Source organism: Vibrio sp. THAF64 (assembly GCF_009363455.1).
Taxonomy (GTDB): domain Bacteria; phylum Pseudomonadota; class Gammaproteobacteria; order Enterobacterales; family Vibrionaceae; genus Vibrio; species Vibrio coralliilyticus.
Genome location: NZ_CP045356.1, coordinates 953,550 through 969,815 on the forward strand (window position 1 = coordinate 953,550; position 16,266 = coordinate 969,815).

A 16,266-nucleotide genomic window follows, 5' to 3' on the forward strand; every position below is an offset into this window, starting at 1 on the left:
TCCCGACCGGGAGGACTCTTAATGCGATCAGACCAAATGTATTATGCGGCCTTCAGCGCCGCATTAATGGCCGGAGCAGAACCCGGCCTCGCCCAACGGCTGGCGTACCAACTGGCTTATCTGGCTCTTTCCTCCCCAGTGCAAGAGGAACCGCCCGCTTGTGAAAGCTCATCAGATTTACCTGAATGGTCACAACACTCACAAGCTGGTAAACCTATGTCGATACGCCCGATTAACCCTCTCAGTCATGTAGACTGGCTCAATGGTGGTGCACTGAATGAACGAGGTTCTAGGCTCGGACAACACGGTATTTCCGGTCACTTCCATTACTCTCATGAACCAAGAGAGGTCAATCGACCACCCAAGCAGCCCACACCTGAGGAGAAATACGCTGGCAAGATCAATCGTGCCATCTTATTGGCAATGACCAATGCAGATAGCCTCGCCACCAGCAAGTTTGTTGCTGCACTGTACCAGTACATGAGAGCCACCAAACCGGATGGATCGGATGTTCAGCACGATTACTGGCTGCTCATGCACACCATCCGCTGCTTTTTGTTTGGTACGACTTTTCAATGGCAATCGGGTTATGCCAAAAGTACTGATTCAAGGCAACAAAGCAAACCTATGTATCCGGTGATCAAAGCATTGTGGTCATGCTTTGAAGGGGGAATTGAAGAGCCTGAGCTTTCCGATATTTTGTCTGAGCAGCTCAGTTATTTTTCTCCCACTCAGCAAGTTCAATGCCTATCTTTGGGCATAGCCTTTCGTCCAGAGCTATTGAACGATTACAACCTTGCTAACCATGCCAGCCAGAGCAGAGTGTATCTACATGAACTGGATGATGCACAGCTATGGCTAGAGAACGCATAACCCTAACCTAACGCCAGCATCCCCTATTCTATGCTGGCTTATCCCGAGTTTCTGCCCACTTCGATTGATACTCTGAACGCATCGCTCTTTCGGAGAAACCTTATGATTCAGCAATCACTACTCAGCCATCTCGCCGGTCAGCACGATTTCAGCAAAGCGAATCAGGTCATCGCCATGCCTCAGGCAAAGCCCTTTGTACATTCCTGGCTCACGCTCGATCTCAGCCTGTCACTGGCTCAATCTTCAGATATCGAGGATATCCATTTCGCCTCTCCCTACAGACATAATGACGAGTACCTCAAATTTGTTAGCAAATCGGCTTCCGTCGAACCTTGCGACAAACGCTACGCATCAAAAGCGGATCTGCGTATTTCAACGCCGGGGAAAAACCTTTGGTTTGAATTTCACGTTCTTCACCAGGACGAACTAGCGTCAAAGAAAGATCGCAACAAACTCTATGATGACACCAAACGAGTGGCTACCTTGCGTAAGTCACTACCTGAAGATGAAGTGATGCTGCTGGTCGGATTATGGGGAAGCTTCAGTGGCGAAGACATCAAGCATTTCGAGCCACTAGACAACAACACTCAATGTGCGTATGTGCTTGATACCAGCTTAACGGGCAGCACTCAGATTGCGCGGCTCAGTCATATGAAAAAAGAAGGGGAGCCACGTTTTCTGCTGGCTGCATTTTGAGGCGGGACATTAGTCCCGCTCCCAACATCATGGTTATCACGCTATGTAGCTTTCAATCGCGGCACGCGCATTATTTTGAATATGAACGTTTGCAAGATCCTTGAACAACTTACTCTGCTCGCCCAGTGGACCCGTTAACCCAGACTCACTGGCATAGAAAGCGCCACTCTTGAATTTGTCATCCAGCAGCCCATCCACAAAGCGCTGTGCACCCACTTCCAGTTTATGCACTTTACCTAGCATCAACATAACCTGCATCATTCCCTTCATCATGTACTGACGCATTGGGCTAAGGGTATCAAAGCCTTCCGTACCTGTTGTCGCACCGGGGCTCATGGTCACAAAGCGGACTTGAGGATACTCACGAGCGATGGACGACATCCAAAGCGCTGCCATGTACTTCACAGGCCCGTAAGGGACCGTCGCGTCTTTTTGATGGTTGTATAATCGCCCTTCACAAATGTCCGCGAATTCCTGAACTGATGAGTTTTTCAGCTCAGGGCGCTTCATTCCCATCGACTTCACACCACGCGCCGCTTCAGAACCGGCATACAATGCGACCTTGTTGAGTTTATTGGCTTTTAGCAGACCGTTCGTCAGCGCCACATGCCCAAGTAAATTCACCGCAACGATTTGGGTTACGCCAGCGCTGTTTCGCTCATAGAAACGTGCGCCACCTGTGCCACCTGCATTCATCACCAGTGCATCTACCGCTTCAGGTAGGGCTTCAACCGCGGCATTAACCGATGCAAGGTCAGAAACGTCGATATCCAAAATATCAAATATCGCTCTTCCGGTTTGTTCCTCCAGCTCTCGCTTGGCAACCAGAGCTTTAGTGTAATTGCGGCATCCTAGATAGATCTTCTCGATGTTTTGATTGGCCGCTAGCTGTCTCGCTGTTTCCTTACCTAAGCCAGCATTCGCACCAGTAATCAATACACTCTTCACCATGTTTCACCTCTAAATTTCGACTATTGTTGCGGCTATTGCGCCGTCTTGATGGTGAAACTTTATCAACTCAGATTAAGTCATTTTTGATATTTCTTGCTCAATCGCAGTGCGGTTATTTGCCCCGCAAACACTGTCAATCCTGCCGAGTAAGCTGTGGTTTGTTCTTATAAAGTTTTAAGCACACTTATCACTTAAGGCGCTATTACTATGACAAAAAAGGTTCAATTTATAGGCTATTCAATCAATACAGGACCACACACTCTTCAGAACAACAAAGCCATTTACCTTGGCTTAGATGATCCGATAGCAGACTATAAAGCTCGCGTTGAGTTACTTAAGCAAGCAATTGAAAAAGCAGCATCTGATAACAGTATTGATAAACAAGCAGTCAAAATTTTTACAGTCCCAGAGTTTTATTTTCGCGGGCACCTAGGAGCCTATGACCTGGCTACGATTATGGGAGTACCAGGTGGCGATACGGGCTTGATATCCGCGTTACAAAACCTTGTAAAAGATAAGAAATGGCGTAACTGGTTGTTTGTAATTGGATCAATAATTGGCTGGTCTGCAACTGCGAAAGAAAAGTCCGTTTTAGTTTCAGATATTGTAATTCCAACGTTTAAGCCCAAAGGTAAAAATGGAAACGACACTGTAAATAAACCCGTAGACAAAAGCGGGTACACGGTGGAAGAAGCACTTCGCATATCTGTATTTGAATATGAATTTAAGCAGGCTTTTAATAGCGATAATCGATTCAATACTAATCCAGATAGAGATAACCTTGCTCTAAAATACGCAAAAGACATCGTTGATAAAACACCGATTTCAGATGTCGCCGTTAATTCAATCATTAACGCCTCTGGAAACAAACTGAAAAACGACCGCTTCGCTAGTGTCACTAATGATGCCAAATGCATAGAGCTAAAAGAGCTGGTTAACTTTTCTTGGTCTGCCGCAACAGACCAGTCAAAAGTGAAAGAAGCATATAACCTTTGTCCAATAATCGTTGGTGGTTTCGGTACTGCAAAAGCTGCAGATAACACTTATATGACGATGAAAAGACAAAAATCATCAATCGACTTTGTAAAGCTAAACAAGGTCGATAGCGATGAGTACAACTTATACGGCAGAGGCTCCCTCCTTGTAGATCTGAATGATGATTTGCTAGTAGATGTGCAAGGCGGGGACAACGACCCGAGAGTTATACATGCCAAAACATGGAAACTAATAGAGGCGAATGGAAAAATAGACTCAACAACCATTGAAAAGTTGAAGAAAGAAAAGGACTACGCGGTACCTGTCTCTGACAAGGACTTTTATTGGTTTACTGCGAAGCCAGAAAATGATGACCCACTAGGCTTTATCAAAGTTAACAACTTAAATATAGCTGTAGATGTATGCTTAGATCATTTATCGAAGATAAGCAAAAAAACGCTTCACGCACTCACCGATAATAATGTTCAGCCAGTACTATCAAAAATAGTGCCTAGTAATAGTGAAAGTTTATTAAAAGAAATTAAAGGCAAAGGGGTAGACATTCAAATTGTCCCATCATGTGGAATGGATATTAAGTCAAACTCCATAGTTGCAAAAACGGGAGGCTGGGTTTTCAACTGCGACGGGCTTCAGTCCAAAAGATATTTATATCAGCCCTTTGTTGGTGAAGCCAACAGTGCTGTGTTTGTAGACTATGAACCCTCTGGAGCGTTGAAGGAGCTATTAGGCTATCAAACGTCAGCTAAAAACACGGATAAATCCGTAGGAAACTCTCACACAGGCTTAATGTATGTCGACACTGCCAAGCTAGATCCAACAGAAAGTAGCACACTCACGGCATACAATACCAAAGGAGTTACCGTAAAAAATATCAACTTGGGTGTGTCTGAAGTCGCCAATGGAAACCCAATGAACTCTCGGATAAAGGTCAACGCATTATATACCTCAGGTAGTAATACTTTATATAATGCTTTTAAAATGCCGGCAGTAAGGCCTGGCGTCGCAACTTCTGTAAGTTTTGATGGGCCTATAGGTGGCTCAGTACATATATACAGCTCTGTAGAGATTAGCTGATAACAATCTATTTCTATCTCTAGCCCACTAAGACTAGATCTTGATGGGCTAGCTTCCTCTAATTTATCCAACTTTCGTGCTAAATCCTCTGTGCTAGGGCACCAGTAAAAAACAAGATTCCTTCCATCCCCCGAGAAGATCACAGCTAAGCCTGAGTGAATCCACCGGTAGATTCATATAGTTGAACCACTTCATGTGTGATTCGTCGGCACAACGTCTGACGTTTTTTGAAATTCCACGCCTTGGACGCTTCGTCCAGCCATTCAACCTAATTGGAGTGACAACAATGCCAACCAACACTAACCCGTTAAGACAGGGGGCTTCAGGCAGCTCAACTGAAAACGAGAGTGCCCCTCTCACAACCAGCCAACAACAAGCTATGGATGAGTATCTGTGGCAGCAACTCACAGAGTTAGAAAACATTAACTCTGAAGAACAGTAAGGAGCCCGTGATGACCATTAGAAATAGAGCATGTAAGCATTTGGCTTCAATCCTCAAAAGCCGAGGGGATTGGGAGAATGGAATGAGAAAAATGGACGTAGACACGATACCTGAGAAAGTTCAGTACCGAGATTGGACACATTCACTGCTCAATAGCGGCGACTTCGTGTACTTCCTATATCAGGATTTTCCGACTGTTTTAGCTCATATGCAGACTGTGCTGTCAGATTTACTCGCCGACAAAAATGTGAGTACACACTCCTCCTTCTTGGATTCGCTTATCAACTCAAGCTCGAAAGAATCCGTTAAGAGCTTGAGTGGCGCTCAAGTCCACCTAGCCAAAGCAAGTAAACTATGCCCCAGCCTTGTTTCCCCTCTTGTTTTAGAGAAATCCAATGCTACCGCGATGGCTCAAGCTTTGTATGCCGATCTCAAGACCAGCTTCAATGGCATTAAAACCGAGATATCGGAATATCCTAAAAAGCTCCCGAAAGATATCCTTGATACTAACCCTGCTTCCACAAACTATGCCGATTGGTTAATGCAGCTAATCAGCTCAGATTCCTTTAACCTGTTCTGCAACGAATACTCTCCGCAAACCATCACAGCGATGAACTTTTTGTGGCAGAAAATCAAATATGACACACATGATGTCACCAGCACTGCGGAAGCACCTTATGTTGTATGTAGCGGATTATTTGGTAGCGACACCCCCGCGAGCAAGGATGATTTCGTCAAATTCTTTGAGAAACAACTGGAAATCATCACGAAAAAGCTTGATTTTCCGACACCTGAAATCAAGGCACCTGAATCAATCCATTTCGTCTCAATTCCATTTGAGAAAATGCCACTCGCAGGCTTCCATTCGATAGATACACTCATTACTCAAGTAAACCCAATGCTTGATTTAATTAAGGCAACTCAACGTCAAACCAGCGAAGAAACCTGGCTGGAATGGTTCACTAATAAAATCACCAGCATTCCATCAACACTAAAAGATAATGCCCGCAGTATTTTGTGGTTTGCACTGGGCCAGATTGCCAGTAAAGGCGGAACGGCGTTGGGCCTCCATTTCGGCGGAAACTTGCTGACTCCGTTAACCGCAACGGTCGATTTCAATGTGTACATGGCCAAACAGCTGCTTCTATACGATCTCAAGCAACATGGCAAAGAGACGCTCAAGCTCAAAGACGACGATCCTGTTATGGCATCCATCATCTTGGCAATCGACAATATTGATTGGGCGGCCGTGCGCTACTCATTCAAAGTCACGCCATTCGGTCTGCTTATTTCTGCTTACAGTGGATTTAAATGGGTAGCGAGAAAAACAGGTGTGAGCGATGGTGACAAATCTCAGGCACAGAAACTATTAGAAGTAGCCGATTTGATTCACAATAAAGATCACCACAATGATGCTCAAGTGCGCCTAGCACTGATTACCATCTTCCACTTGGTGGAGCAAAAACCGCACAAGTTTGTCGAAATCATGACGTGTAGAAAAGACGCTGCTATCAGTACTCTCGCAGGTAAACTGAGAGTTTAGTTCTTTCTTTATGGTTCGCTCCAAGCCCATAAACCATTATGGGCTTTCCTTCTTCCTACAAGACGACTTCTCTTACCTTTCCGAGTTGAATTTACATTCAATCAAAGCCAAACTTTTTGTCATCATTTATTGATAATGATTTTCATTCGTATAAATTATCACCCTGATGATATCAAGCTAACGGCGGAGGCCAACATGAATCAACCAGACATCACTGAACTGCTAATTCCTCAAAGCGAGTGGGCTTCACCGGAACTTTACCTTTATGAAAACGATGACCGTCTATGCCTAGATTTAGCGGGGGCCATTCAATACAGCGGTATCAACAGTATCGGTGGATTGGTATTAGGTTTCAGGCTGGTTCAATACGCGGTTAAGCTCGGCGCAGGGAGTGAAGTATTACAGCGAGATGGTATCAGTATCTACACTGCCTTCCCCGGTCGCGGCACACAGGATGCTTTTGAATACACTTGCCGAGCACTGCGCGATAAACGCTATTGCTGCGACACCACCTTGCATCATCCAGGCGCTCAATCGGGTCAACGAGGCCAATTCTTGTTTACAATGCGAGTCAATGAGCAGTCCATGGTCATGACGCCTGCAGACGGCTTACCGAGGCACAGCTATTTTGAGGCAGACAGAAGGTCTAAGGAAAGCCCAGAAGCTGGGCTGCAGTGGCGCAATGAAAAGATTCACTTTGCGAATACGCTGCTCAGTCTTCCGCCAGAGCAATGTTTGAGAGTGTTGTAGAAGACTTGATAAGCCACTTATAAAGTAAAAGCCCATAGGGACTGATCTCTATGGGCTTTCTCTATAACCAACCATCAACAAGCAGCTGGAATAATGTATTGAACTGATAAAGCGTTAAAAAGCTCAACCAAACAATGAAAACTAAGTCTAAAATCCGCATTCACTTTCCTACCTTTCGAGTTTCAATCCAAACTCTACAAGGTATTCACAAGTCATTCTCAGTTTAACCGAGGCATCTTGTTGGCTTAGGCATTAAGTCATGCTTTATCTTGCTTTTTTGGGTGGTGGAGCTGGATGATCTCTTTTTGTCACAGCATCTTCCATAGAATAATGCTCGCCTTTTTGATGGAAGGTTTTGAATGATTCTGGACCTTGTTCACAGTCATAAATCAAGTCGAGATCTTCAACATTTTCAACAACTAGCCCAATATCATTTTCTAACAGTGAAACAATGTTTGAATATTGCGCTTCGTTTTCAGGGAAAATAGGTATACATGCTTTCGCTAAGGCTCGATATATATACCCTTCATTCTTCATTGATGGAATGCATGAATCAATACTTGTAAATATACATATAATATTTCTTTCTCTATTAGCTCTTATAGCCATGAATTGGTCATATGGAACTACTCGACGATAAGCTTCATCTTGCTTTCTATTTATCAAAAAAAACGATACCAGCATAAAGCTTCCGGCACCCACTAACACTGCAAGGCCAACAAAAGCAACAAGGATTAAACAAACTGCGCTTCCCAAAGTCCCAATAATTTTAACTACGTTAGGAACCCAAAGTGGCTCACCTAAGCTCTGGTGCACAACAATACCTTTTTTGGATAAAATGTAATCAAACCGATCATCCGATGCAAAGCTTATATATGTTGCAAACCAGCCTATAGAGAGTCCGACTAAAGTAGAAATAGCAAGCCCTTCCATGTTCTTCCACATTTCTATATCTGCAACTAAACCAATACCGATCAGAAGTGCAGAAATTAATAGAATAGGAAAAAACCACCACTTTTTTCTAAGCCATCTATCTTTTTCATCTAAGTTAAAACTGGTCCAAGAAAAAACCTGAGTACTATTCTCTATATCTTCTATCTGTTTTTTTTGTAACTCTGAGAATTCTTCTAACGTTATATAAAAAGGTAAATGCGACATTAACCAATACTCAAATCTTGCTAAAGCATTTATCTAGGCTTTTTTGGGGGTGGCGTCGGTAGGTGACGTTTGTTAACCGCATCTTCCATCGAGTAAGTAGCTTTAGCTCGACGAACAGCTTTGACTATCTGAGGCCGTTTCTTCGTGTCAAAAAGCGCCTCATAATCGTCCTCCTCTTCCACACTAATAGATGAACTATCATTCAACGTTTTCAATATTTTGTCGAATTGAGCTGAATTTTCAGGGAAAAGGTATAATTCTCCCTTTGACTGAGCACGAAACACAGAGTCTTCTTCATGTGGAGAAGGCATACATACGTCTATCTTAGAATAAATACATACCACATTACGCTTCCGGTTATATTTAACCATCAGGTATTGCTCTGTAGGTACAACCATTCTAGTCGGCTCATGAGGCTTTCTAGACACTAGAGCAAACGACACTAGCATAAAACCTCCAAGCCCCACTAAAGCAACAGGCCCAACAACAGCCACTAAAATAATACACCCGACACTACCAATAATTCCCATACCTTTCACGGCAGCAGGTACCCAATCAGGCTCTCCAAAGCGTTGAAAGACGGCGGTTCCTCTTTTAGAGAAAACATAGTCAAACCGATCATCGCAGGCATAGCTAACGTATGTAGAAAACCACACCACAATCAATGCAAGCATTGTAGCAAGAGCGAGCCCTTCCATACGCATCCACATTTCAAAGTCTGCTAGCATCCCGACCCCAATTAGCAACACAGAAACGGAAGCCGTGATAAAGAACCACAGCTTCTTTCGAATCCATCTATCTTTTTCATCGAGGTTATAGCTGGTCCAAGAAAGAGAGTCTTTCGCTTCTCTAAACTCTCTTTCTTTTTTATCTTCTAACTCTGTAAATTCTTCTGGAGTGATATAAAAAGGTAAATATGCCACCAGCGCACCTCAATAAAAAACTGTCATACTATTAGCTGTTAGATTCGATGAATAACGTGCAACTTTCTTTTCATCAGAATTCGATGTGTATGCTACTTCATTTTTTACAGCATTTTGATAGAAATATGCACTTCTTACCGATTCACTATTTGGCTCATTATCAAAAACGACGTACTCCACCTTCATCGTAAAATATTCTTCATTCTGTCTAATTGGTAGAGTGAATGTATATTTACTAGGCTGGTTGTCTTGCTTATTTAACAACCAATTTATGTTTTCAGCTGTGGATAAATCAAAATTGCTGTGAATCCGAAAAGCATCTATACGCGCGCCATTGGGAATTAAAACATCCACTTTAATTGCTGTCTGAGTAACTCTCACAGCGGCAGGACCATGATAATTAGGTTCGATAGCATTTATAGGAGTTTGCTTTACAACAGGCTGATGAACAATATCTTGAAGTTTTTTTAACGCCTTTTCTACTATCACCGAATTTTCAGATACTTGCAGCTCAAAATCTTGACTTGTGCTCCACTGTTTTCGACTAGCATCACGTCCCCAAGGAAGCTCAGAAAGCCACTTTTGATAGTCGTCTTTTTTTGTAGCTTCAAGTAAAAAGTTTGTTGCCACATATATCATTACGGCCACTGCAAGAACACCTGTAGCGAAAGCGCCTACGGTTACAGACAAAGACAAAAAGCCCGTGTATCCTACCGTCTGAATTGTCAATACACCTGCTGATGCTACCAGCGAAAAGCCTTGAGCAAACAATAGGTGCCTTTCGATGCCTGAGCTAACTTTATACTTTTGATACACTCGATATCCTTCAATTGCAGTAGCAAATAGCCCAATTACAGCTCCAACTGCTAACCATTTGTTAAACCTCATTAATTTTCTTAGCTCTCCAGATTTAACACCGAGTTCATTACGTTTGATAATCAAAGCTCTAAGCGAAGCTCTTCGTAAATGCACCTTACCAGTCAACGCTTCAGACCAAGCTTTCCCAGCACGAATACCGACAACTGCAGAAAGCGAGTACATCCCTGTTTGAATAATTGCCAGATACTCATCTGTCTGAATAAAGTCATCCTCAAATGCGTCTTCCAAGGCGTCATGAAATGAAATCAGGTTGAATAACAAACCGATGAAGCCGAGCCCGCCTACCGATTTATAGTAATCTCCGAGCCTGTCAATTTTACCCTTAAGGATGTCCATATGTGCGTTGGCCATCGCAGATGCGAAATCTCTCGGTAAGACAATCTTTTGTGGGTACTCCAACATGCTGGCTCTGAGTACTTTTTTAGCGTTGGTGTATTTTTCCCGAGCTGCCTTGAAAGCACTCTTGGATACTGATTTATCATTACGATTAAACGCATCCACCATCGCTTTGGATTCTTTTAAGGTCGCCTCATTACGTTTGATCTTATCTCGCCACTCGACAAATTTCGTTGAATAGTCATCTGGCACTTCCAGCCCCATCTTGAGAGCAAGGCGTTCAGCCATAGCCATTCGCATGTACGTTGTATTCGCTGTGGCAGTCGGGGCAACTGCAGATAGAACCAGTACGGATGACTGAGCGATGAAGCTAGCACTCGTTTTTGGCGCGGCAAGTGACAGCGCTTCAACAAATTCGTGGATAAGCAAGTGAATATTCTTTGCTCCGTCACTCAGAGGTTTAAGCAGTTCGCTGCCATAAACATCTTCGTTGGTTAGAAAATCCACCAGCTTGCTGTAAATACCTGTAGCGCTTCCCCAATTTGAAGCTGCCGAAGCAAACTTGTCCTGCATTGAAGACTCTGTTTGCTGATCCGCCGAAATCGCTGATGCATCATCGATACTTAATGGAATAGCGGAACCCAGAATACTGAATAGCTCACGGCTAAAACCACTGGTGTTTAGTGGGATAATCGTCGTCGGGTTGTCAAATTGTGCGGCAACAAACTCTTGATCTTGTTCACTTTGGATAAAAGTGACTGCCTCGACTATTTGCATGTGATAGTGGAGTAACTCATCCTGAGTTTCCCTATCCCATAAGTCCATCAGCCACTCAATACGGTGCGGGGAAAGTTTCTCTAAGTTCTTGTGGAAATCTTCTCTCACCTTTGCCACCGGTTCGAAGAGTTCCTCGCGCTTCTTGGTCAGCTCCTCCATTTCAGAGAACATTCGCTGCCAGTCCAGCATTTTTCTCCATTTATCTGTTGCTGCCCATGTATCGTAGCTTTTTAGTTTGGCAGGCGAGACATTGTATTTCTCTTCAAAATACGCCTCTTTTGACTCCATAGCCGAAGACATATTCGAGCCATAGAGTTTATTAAGTTCACTGTTTATTTCATTGAACTGCCCTGGGTATGCCTCATTTTTCTTCGCAATATCAATAATATTTCGGCTCGAATAATAGCTAGAAAGGTCTTTATAGAACTCAAGCTCTTGGCCTCTTCGCTTGACGATAGATGGCATCTTGAGATCATCTTTTGAGCCAAACATGCAAAGCTGCATGGCGGTTTGCATCAGAGCCCATTGGTTGGTGTATTGTTCTTCGAATAACCGATAAGGAGATGCAACACCTACAAAATACGCAGAGACATCCCGCCCTTCTGCCAAGTAATCATCAATTGCCATGATGCAAGCAGCTTCTTCAGGGGGTAAAGCACTTTTAATCTCGGCTGCGGATGCCACAGGTTTCACTTCTAGATCTGGGTACTCACTATCCACCGAGGTTAGAACACTGCTGTTAGCAAAACGCTGGTCCTCAACCGCACTCTCCTCTATATCCGCCACTTGTGATAACAGCTCAATATCGCCGACATCAGAAGCATCTGGCAGCTTTAATGCCCGAGTAGACATAAACTGGCCGTTCTTCGCTTCGCCAGCACGGACTCTTTCGTAGCTTTCCCAGCTCCAACGATGTTTTGAGAACACACATGAAATGGCGGTTTTTGTAGAATAAGTGATATAAGGCTTTGCTTCTTGTGCCTGACCGCGGCTGTCTTTACCTAGTTCAGGATCTTCACTTTCGCCCATCAGATACTGAGTGAAGTTCACGCCCTTTACTTCGTATTCATCGAGCTCTTTTGTCATGTGGTCATAAACGTATAGCCAACCATCACGCAGTTGTCTTAGCGTATAACTTAAGCCTGAATCTGCACTGTATTTTGTTGAGCCTTTCCCCTTCCAATCTTCAGGCAATCCAAATGGCTTTGTAGCAGGCTCAGCTTCCGGGTCTTCGATTTCATCTATCGCGTAACGCACAGGAACAATATTGATTGTTTCCCCTTCTACCTCTTTTTTCTTTAAGTTGAGTTTTTCTTCGGGTACGCCTTGTTCTGGCGGCTCAATTTTTTCCGTCCCCCCTTCCCAAAACATGCTGTGTTCAGGTGGCGATCCTGCAAGATCATCAGATTCCAAGTCAGACATCTGATTAAAGGATGTAAGAGTGCCATCTTGCTCATACGCTGTGACCGCATCATCATGGCTGAAGCTCTGATCGTTCCAAAACATGGATTTCTTAGGAGGAAGGGGGTTGTGGTTGCTCATAGTTACACCAGACGGACAAAAACTATCTGGATTAAGCAAATAGCGTACCTAATAAAAAGTTAAATAATTCAAACAATTAAAATGTTTCTTTTCTTGGTTACACAACATTTTGCTAATTTGAACAAGAAGTTGTGTTTTTAAACAAATTCTTGAGCACCTGACTATCCAAATTTCTTTGCCACATCAGCCGCTTTTTCACCCAATTCGGCAAAGTTGGCGGTGCCTTTTTCCATGATTTTCTGAGCTTGCTCGATAACCTGAACGTATTTTGGGTCACCTGTAGCCAGAAGTTCAGACAGAGCAACACCGATAGCGGTGGTACTGATGGTATTGAGATTGCGCAAGTTGTCGGCAGCGTCTTGCACTGCGATGGCAGTAGATTGAGCGACCGATTGTTTGGCCTTGTCAGTCGTGCTCTCATTCGACATGAGCGGCTACCCGTTAGCCGCCTTTTTTGAGGATCAAGGCGCAAGCTGTCGAGGTTGAAGCATTGCTAATTGCCTGCATACCTTGCTGTATGGTCACGGCGTTTTGCATGTGCAGACCCATGGTGTCTGACATGGCTGACTCTGTCAGCTGATCGATCATCTCTGACACTTGTTTGAGGTCTTCCGCACTTTTTTTATCACTCATGGTTCACTCCTAAAACAAAAGGCCAATGTCATTAACTGAATTGGCCGTTGGGTCAAATGGTACTTTTGGCAAGAAAATCAAAGTGTGCTGACGTTTATTCTTCGTCTTTTTCGACGATCGCTTCTGTTGCTCGACCCAAAACTGCAGTACCAATAGCCGTTAGTGCGTTGACACCTTGAACCGTCGCCGCCTGCATACCAATGTTTGCCTGTTGCTGCGCTGAAGTCGCGTTATTGTTCAGGTTCGACATCGCCAAGCCCATAGAGGTAAACAGGTTACCCATCGCATTAGCTGGTGATCCCGCCAGCACTTGAGTATTGGTTTGAGTTACAGAGTCCGTGATCTGCTCGTTGACTTTTTTCGGCATGATAACCTCACTTATTGAATTTCATTTGGCAGCAGCTCCTGCAGCTGCTGATTGATTTTGCTGATTTCCTGCTCAAGCTGGCCTTCGATGTTATCCAACATACCCGTGACCGCGCTTTCCACTTCATCAATGGACTCAGTCACCTGGCCTGAACCAAAACGCTTCTGTGACTCTGCAATCAACTTTTGCACATCCTGTTGTTGCCGCTCGGTGAACGACTCAATCTGCTTGAGCTGTTCATTGACATCAAACTTCATCGTGTCATTGCTGGTCATCGTTCGCCCCTTTGTTTCTCTTCAGAAAACGTAACAAGCTGAATGAGCGTTTTTTCTCTTCAGCCTCTTCCTGAATGTCTTCACTGCCACCGTCTTCTCTTCCTAACCGATGACTGGCATCGACAAAAATGGCGGGCTCAGTTTTAGGCTCAACTTTCGCCTCAACCGTCGGTCGAGTTTGAGTCTGAAGTAGTCGGGCGCAGGCGTTCGTCACCGAAGCCGCGGTGGTCATTTGAGACTGTTGCTGAGTGCTGACCGCGTTATGCATGGACAAACCTAACGTGTCAGCCAATGTGGTTTCCAGCAAGCTGGTTGGTTGCGACGAGAACGCCTGCAACGTATTAAACTGGTCGATAGCGTTTTGCGAGAGTTCCTGTTCGAACTCGTTTTCGAATCTTGTATCCTGCTCTTTCATGTTCACTCCTTGCGATGCCTTCAACAGGCGCTGAAACGAATGCTGAACTCACAAACCTGAAATGGAAATGAGAAGAACAGCAATAGTTACTGAGAGCGATCGTGTAGCACTGTCGCTACTTTATCGCCGACCACACCGAAGTTTTCGGCGCCGTTCGTCACCACTTTTTGCGCCTGGTCGATAATGTCCATGTACTTTGGATCACCCGTTTCCAGAAGTTGGCTTAACGCTGTGCCAATCGCAGTGGTACTCAATGTGTTCAGGTTGCGCAGATTGTCTGTTGCATCCGCAAGTGCCATGGCGGTGGACTGAGCCACAGATTGATTCGCCGCGTGGAATGCTGACTCTGCCTGATCAGGGGGTGTGTTTACCGTTTTCATTCACATCTCCTTCAAATACACCTTTGCCAGCCATCAGACTGACAAAGGTGCGTATGGCATTACGAGTCTTTTTCGATGATGCCTTCTGCGCTTCGGCCAACAACCGAAGAACCGATAGACATAAGCGAGTTAACGCCTTGGACCGTTGCTGCCTGCATAGTAATTTGTGCTTGCTGCTGGCCGCTTGTCGCGTTGTGAGCTGCAGTGCCTAACGCTTGGCTGGTAGACATTAGCAAGTTACCCATTGCCATTGCCGGAGTTTCACCAACCACTTTTGTGTTCACCTGTGTTACTGAGTCTGTTACTTGTTCATTAACTGGCATTGTTTCGTTCCTTATTTGTTGTTAACAATTAGTTTTTTCCAACCTGGCTATAATTAGCCTTTTTCGATGATGCCTTCAGCACCACGGCCAATGACCGAAGAACCGATTGCCATCAAAGAGTTCACACCCTGTACTGTTGCAGCCTGCATAGTGATTTGTGCTTGCTGCTGTGCAGCCGTCGCGTTGTGAGCAGCATTACTCAAAGCGTGGCTGGTAGACATTAGCAAGTTACCCATTGCCATTGCTGGAGTTTCACCAACAACTTTCGTGTTCACCTGTGTTACTGAGTCTGTTACTTGTTCATTAACTGGCATAATTTGCTCCTAATTTCAGTTAATTAGCTTGCGCTAGGTTCTAGGATGAGTTCGACACTACGGCCTATAACCGCGGTACCTGTAGCGAGCAAAGAGTTCACTCCCTGCACTGTCGAAGACTGATGGACCAAAGTCGCTTGTTGGTTCGCCCCTGTACTGTTGAGTGCGGAGATGCCCATTGCCTGACTGGTGGAAAGCAACAGGTTTCCACTCGCAACAGCGGGGGTATCACCCACAACCTCGGTGTTTACTTGCGTCACAGAATCGGTGACCGCATCATTTACTGGCATATCAAATGCTCCTTTGCTGGTTAAGAAGTGCCGCATTGCACCTCAAAACTGACTAAGACCCTTTTGCTGCAATGGAATAAATCAACCCGGAACCTAACGCCGTATTGGTGACCACTATGGTCTGAATCTGCTGCTGAGCATGAGTCGCATTTTGTGATGCTTTCCCTAACGAATCGGCCACCATGTTGAGGTACATATTGCGCGATGTTGTCGGGGTAAATTGACTCAGCATTTTCTCGATGTTGATTTCCATTTCAGAGGCTCTTGATGTTCGTCTCTATGCTTTCCATATTAAGAAGAAGCCCGCTTGATAACTTGGTCGAATCCAT

The 16,266-nt window shown here is 44.5% G+C and carries 20 protein-coding genes; 6 read left to right on the plus strand and 14 right to left on the minus strand.

What is annotated here, in order from left to right:
* The first annotated feature begins 21 nt into the window (after nucleotides 1-21).
* Together FIU99_RS20800 and FIU99_RS20805 are read left to right on the plus strand one after the other, a co-directional pair.
* Nucleotides 22-873 carry a hypothetical protein gene (locus FIU99_RS20800; RefSeq protein ID WP_006960127.1) on the plus strand — a complete coding sequence of 284 codons (852 nt, stop codon included), beginning with the start codon at nucleotides 22-24 and terminating at the stop codon, nucleotides 871-873.
* Nucleotides 874-975: 102 nt separating this feature from the next.
* Nucleotides 976-1,569: a hypothetical protein gene (locus FIU99_RS20805; RefSeq protein WP_006960126.1), complete on the plus strand. Its 594-nt coding sequence runs from the start codon at nucleotides 976-978 to the stop codon at nucleotides 1,567-1,569.
* 36 nt (nucleotides 1,570-1,605) lie between these two features.
* On the opposite strand, the gene FIU99_RS20810 is transcribed toward FIU99_RS20805, so the two are convergent.
* Nucleotides 1,606-2,520 (minus strand): SDR family NAD(P)-dependent oxidoreductase, encoded by a 915-nt coding sequence (locus FIU99_RS20810; RefSeq protein ID WP_006960125.1) that lies wholly within the window; start codon nucleotides 2,518-2,520, stop codon nucleotides 1,606-1,608.
* A 207-nt stretch (nucleotides 2,521-2,727) separates the two neighbouring features.
* Between FIU99_RS20810 and FIU99_RS20815 the strand changes: the two genes are divergently transcribed.
* The 4 genes from FIU99_RS20815 (at nucleotide 2,728) to FIU99_RS20830 (ending at nucleotide 7,325) form a co-directional block, all read left to right on the plus strand.
* Nucleotides 2,728-4,590, plus strand: a complete 1,863-nt coding sequence (locus FIU99_RS20815) for a hypothetical protein (protein WP_006960124.1) — start codon at nucleotides 2,728-2,730, stop codon at nucleotides 4,588-4,590.
* A gap of 193 nt (nucleotides 4,591-4,783) precedes the next feature.
* On the plus strand, nucleotides 4,784-5,032 hold the full coding sequence (locus FIU99_RS20820; RefSeq protein ID WP_021456133.1) for a hypothetical protein: 249 nt from the start codon (nucleotides 4,784-4,786) through the stop codon (nucleotides 5,030-5,032).
* A 10-nt stretch (nucleotides 5,033-5,042) separates the two neighbouring features.
* A complete protein-coding gene (locus FIU99_RS20825; RefSeq protein ID WP_231115567.1) occupies nucleotides 5,043-6,575 on the plus strand; it encodes a hypothetical protein in 1,533 nt (510 codons plus the stop codon).
* Nucleotides 6,576-6,770: 195 nt separating this feature from the next.
* Nucleotides 6,771-7,325: a hypothetical protein gene (locus FIU99_RS20830; protein ID WP_006960120.1), complete on the plus strand. Its 555-nt coding sequence runs from the start codon at nucleotides 6,771-6,773 to the stop codon at nucleotides 7,323-7,325.
* A 264-nt stretch (nucleotides 7,326-7,589) separates the two neighbouring features.
* On the opposite strand, the gene FIU99_RS20835 is transcribed toward FIU99_RS20830, so the two are convergent.
* The 13 genes from FIU99_RS20835 to FIU99_RS20895 form a co-directional block, all read right to left on the minus strand.
* Nucleotides 7,590-8,483, minus strand: coding sequence for a hypothetical protein (locus FIU99_RS20835; RefSeq protein WP_006960119.1), 894 nt, complete (start codon nucleotides 8,481-8,483; stop codon nucleotides 7,590-7,592).
* Nucleotides 8,484-8,512: 29 nt separating this feature from the next.
* Nucleotides 8,513-9,406 carry a hypothetical protein gene (locus tag FIU99_RS20840; RefSeq protein WP_006960118.1) on the minus strand — a complete coding sequence of 298 codons (894 nt, stop codon included), beginning with the start codon at nucleotides 9,404-9,406 and terminating at the stop codon, nucleotides 8,513-8,515.
* A gap of 9 nt (nucleotides 9,407-9,415) precedes the next feature.
* Nucleotides 9,416-12,940 carry a T6SS effector BTH_I2691 family protein gene (locus FIU99_RS20845; RefSeq protein WP_251768407.1) on the minus strand — a complete coding sequence of 1,175 codons (3,525 nt, stop codon included), beginning with the start codon at nucleotides 12,938-12,940 and terminating at the stop codon, nucleotides 9,416-9,418.
* A gap of 161 nt (nucleotides 12,941-13,101) precedes the next feature.
* On the minus strand, nucleotides 13,102-13,368 hold the full coding sequence (locus FIU99_RS20850) for a hypothetical protein (protein WP_006960116.1): 267 nt from the start codon (nucleotides 13,366-13,368) through the stop codon (nucleotides 13,102-13,104).
* Nucleotides 13,369-13,381: 13 nt separating this feature from the next.
* Nucleotides 13,382-13,573 (minus strand): RebB family R body protein, encoded by a 192-nt coding sequence (locus FIU99_RS20855; RefSeq protein WP_006960115.1) that lies wholly within the window; start codon nucleotides 13,571-13,573, stop codon nucleotides 13,382-13,384.
* A 94-nt stretch (nucleotides 13,574-13,667) separates the two neighbouring features.
* Nucleotides 13,668-13,940 carry a RebB family R body protein gene (locus FIU99_RS20860; RefSeq protein WP_019277222.1) on the minus strand — a complete coding sequence of 91 codons (273 nt, stop codon included), beginning with the start codon at nucleotides 13,938-13,940 and terminating at the stop codon, nucleotides 13,668-13,670.
* An 11-nt stretch (nucleotides 13,941-13,951) separates the two neighbouring features.
* On the minus strand, nucleotides 13,952-14,215 hold the full coding sequence (locus tag FIU99_RS20865; protein ID WP_006960113.1) for a hypothetical protein: 264 nt from the start codon (nucleotides 14,213-14,215) through the stop codon (nucleotides 13,952-13,954).
* A complete protein-coding gene (locus tag FIU99_RS20870; RefSeq protein WP_006960112.1) occupies nucleotides 14,202-14,630 on the minus strand; it encodes a RebB family R body protein in 429 nt (142 codons plus the stop codon). Before FIU99_RS20870 ends, FIU99_RS20865 begins: the two co-directional genes overlap by 14 nt.
* Before the next feature lie 86 nt (nucleotides 14,631-14,716).
* Nucleotides 14,717-15,010 carry a RebB family R body protein gene (locus FIU99_RS20875; protein WP_006960111.1) on the minus strand — a complete coding sequence of 98 codons (294 nt, stop codon included), beginning with the start codon at nucleotides 15,008-15,010 and terminating at the stop codon, nucleotides 14,717-14,719.
* A 59-nt stretch (nucleotides 15,011-15,069) separates the two neighbouring features.
* Nucleotides 15,070-15,333, minus strand: coding sequence for a RebB family R body protein (locus tag FIU99_RS20880; RefSeq protein ID WP_006960110.1), 264 nt, complete (start codon nucleotides 15,331-15,333; stop codon nucleotides 15,070-15,072).
* Nucleotides 15,334-15,386: 53 nt separating this feature from the next.
* Nucleotides 15,387-15,647, minus strand: a complete 261-nt coding sequence (locus FIU99_RS20885) for a RebB family R body protein (protein WP_006960109.1) — start codon at nucleotides 15,645-15,647, stop codon at nucleotides 15,387-15,389.
* A 23-nt stretch (nucleotides 15,648-15,670) separates the two neighbouring features.
* The gene (locus tag FIU99_RS20890; protein ID WP_006960108.1) at nucleotides 15,671-15,937 is read right to left on the minus strand and encodes a RebB family R body protein; all 267 of its coding nucleotides are present in this window, start codon (nucleotides 15,935-15,937) and stop codon (nucleotides 15,671-15,673) included.
* A 52-nt stretch (nucleotides 15,938-15,989) separates the two neighbouring features.
* The gene (locus FIU99_RS20895; protein WP_006960107.1) at nucleotides 15,990-16,190 is read right to left on the minus strand and encodes a RebB family R body protein; all 201 of its coding nucleotides are present in this window, start codon (nucleotides 16,188-16,190) and stop codon (nucleotides 15,990-15,992) included.
* Nucleotides 16,191-16,266: the final 76 nt, after the last annotated feature.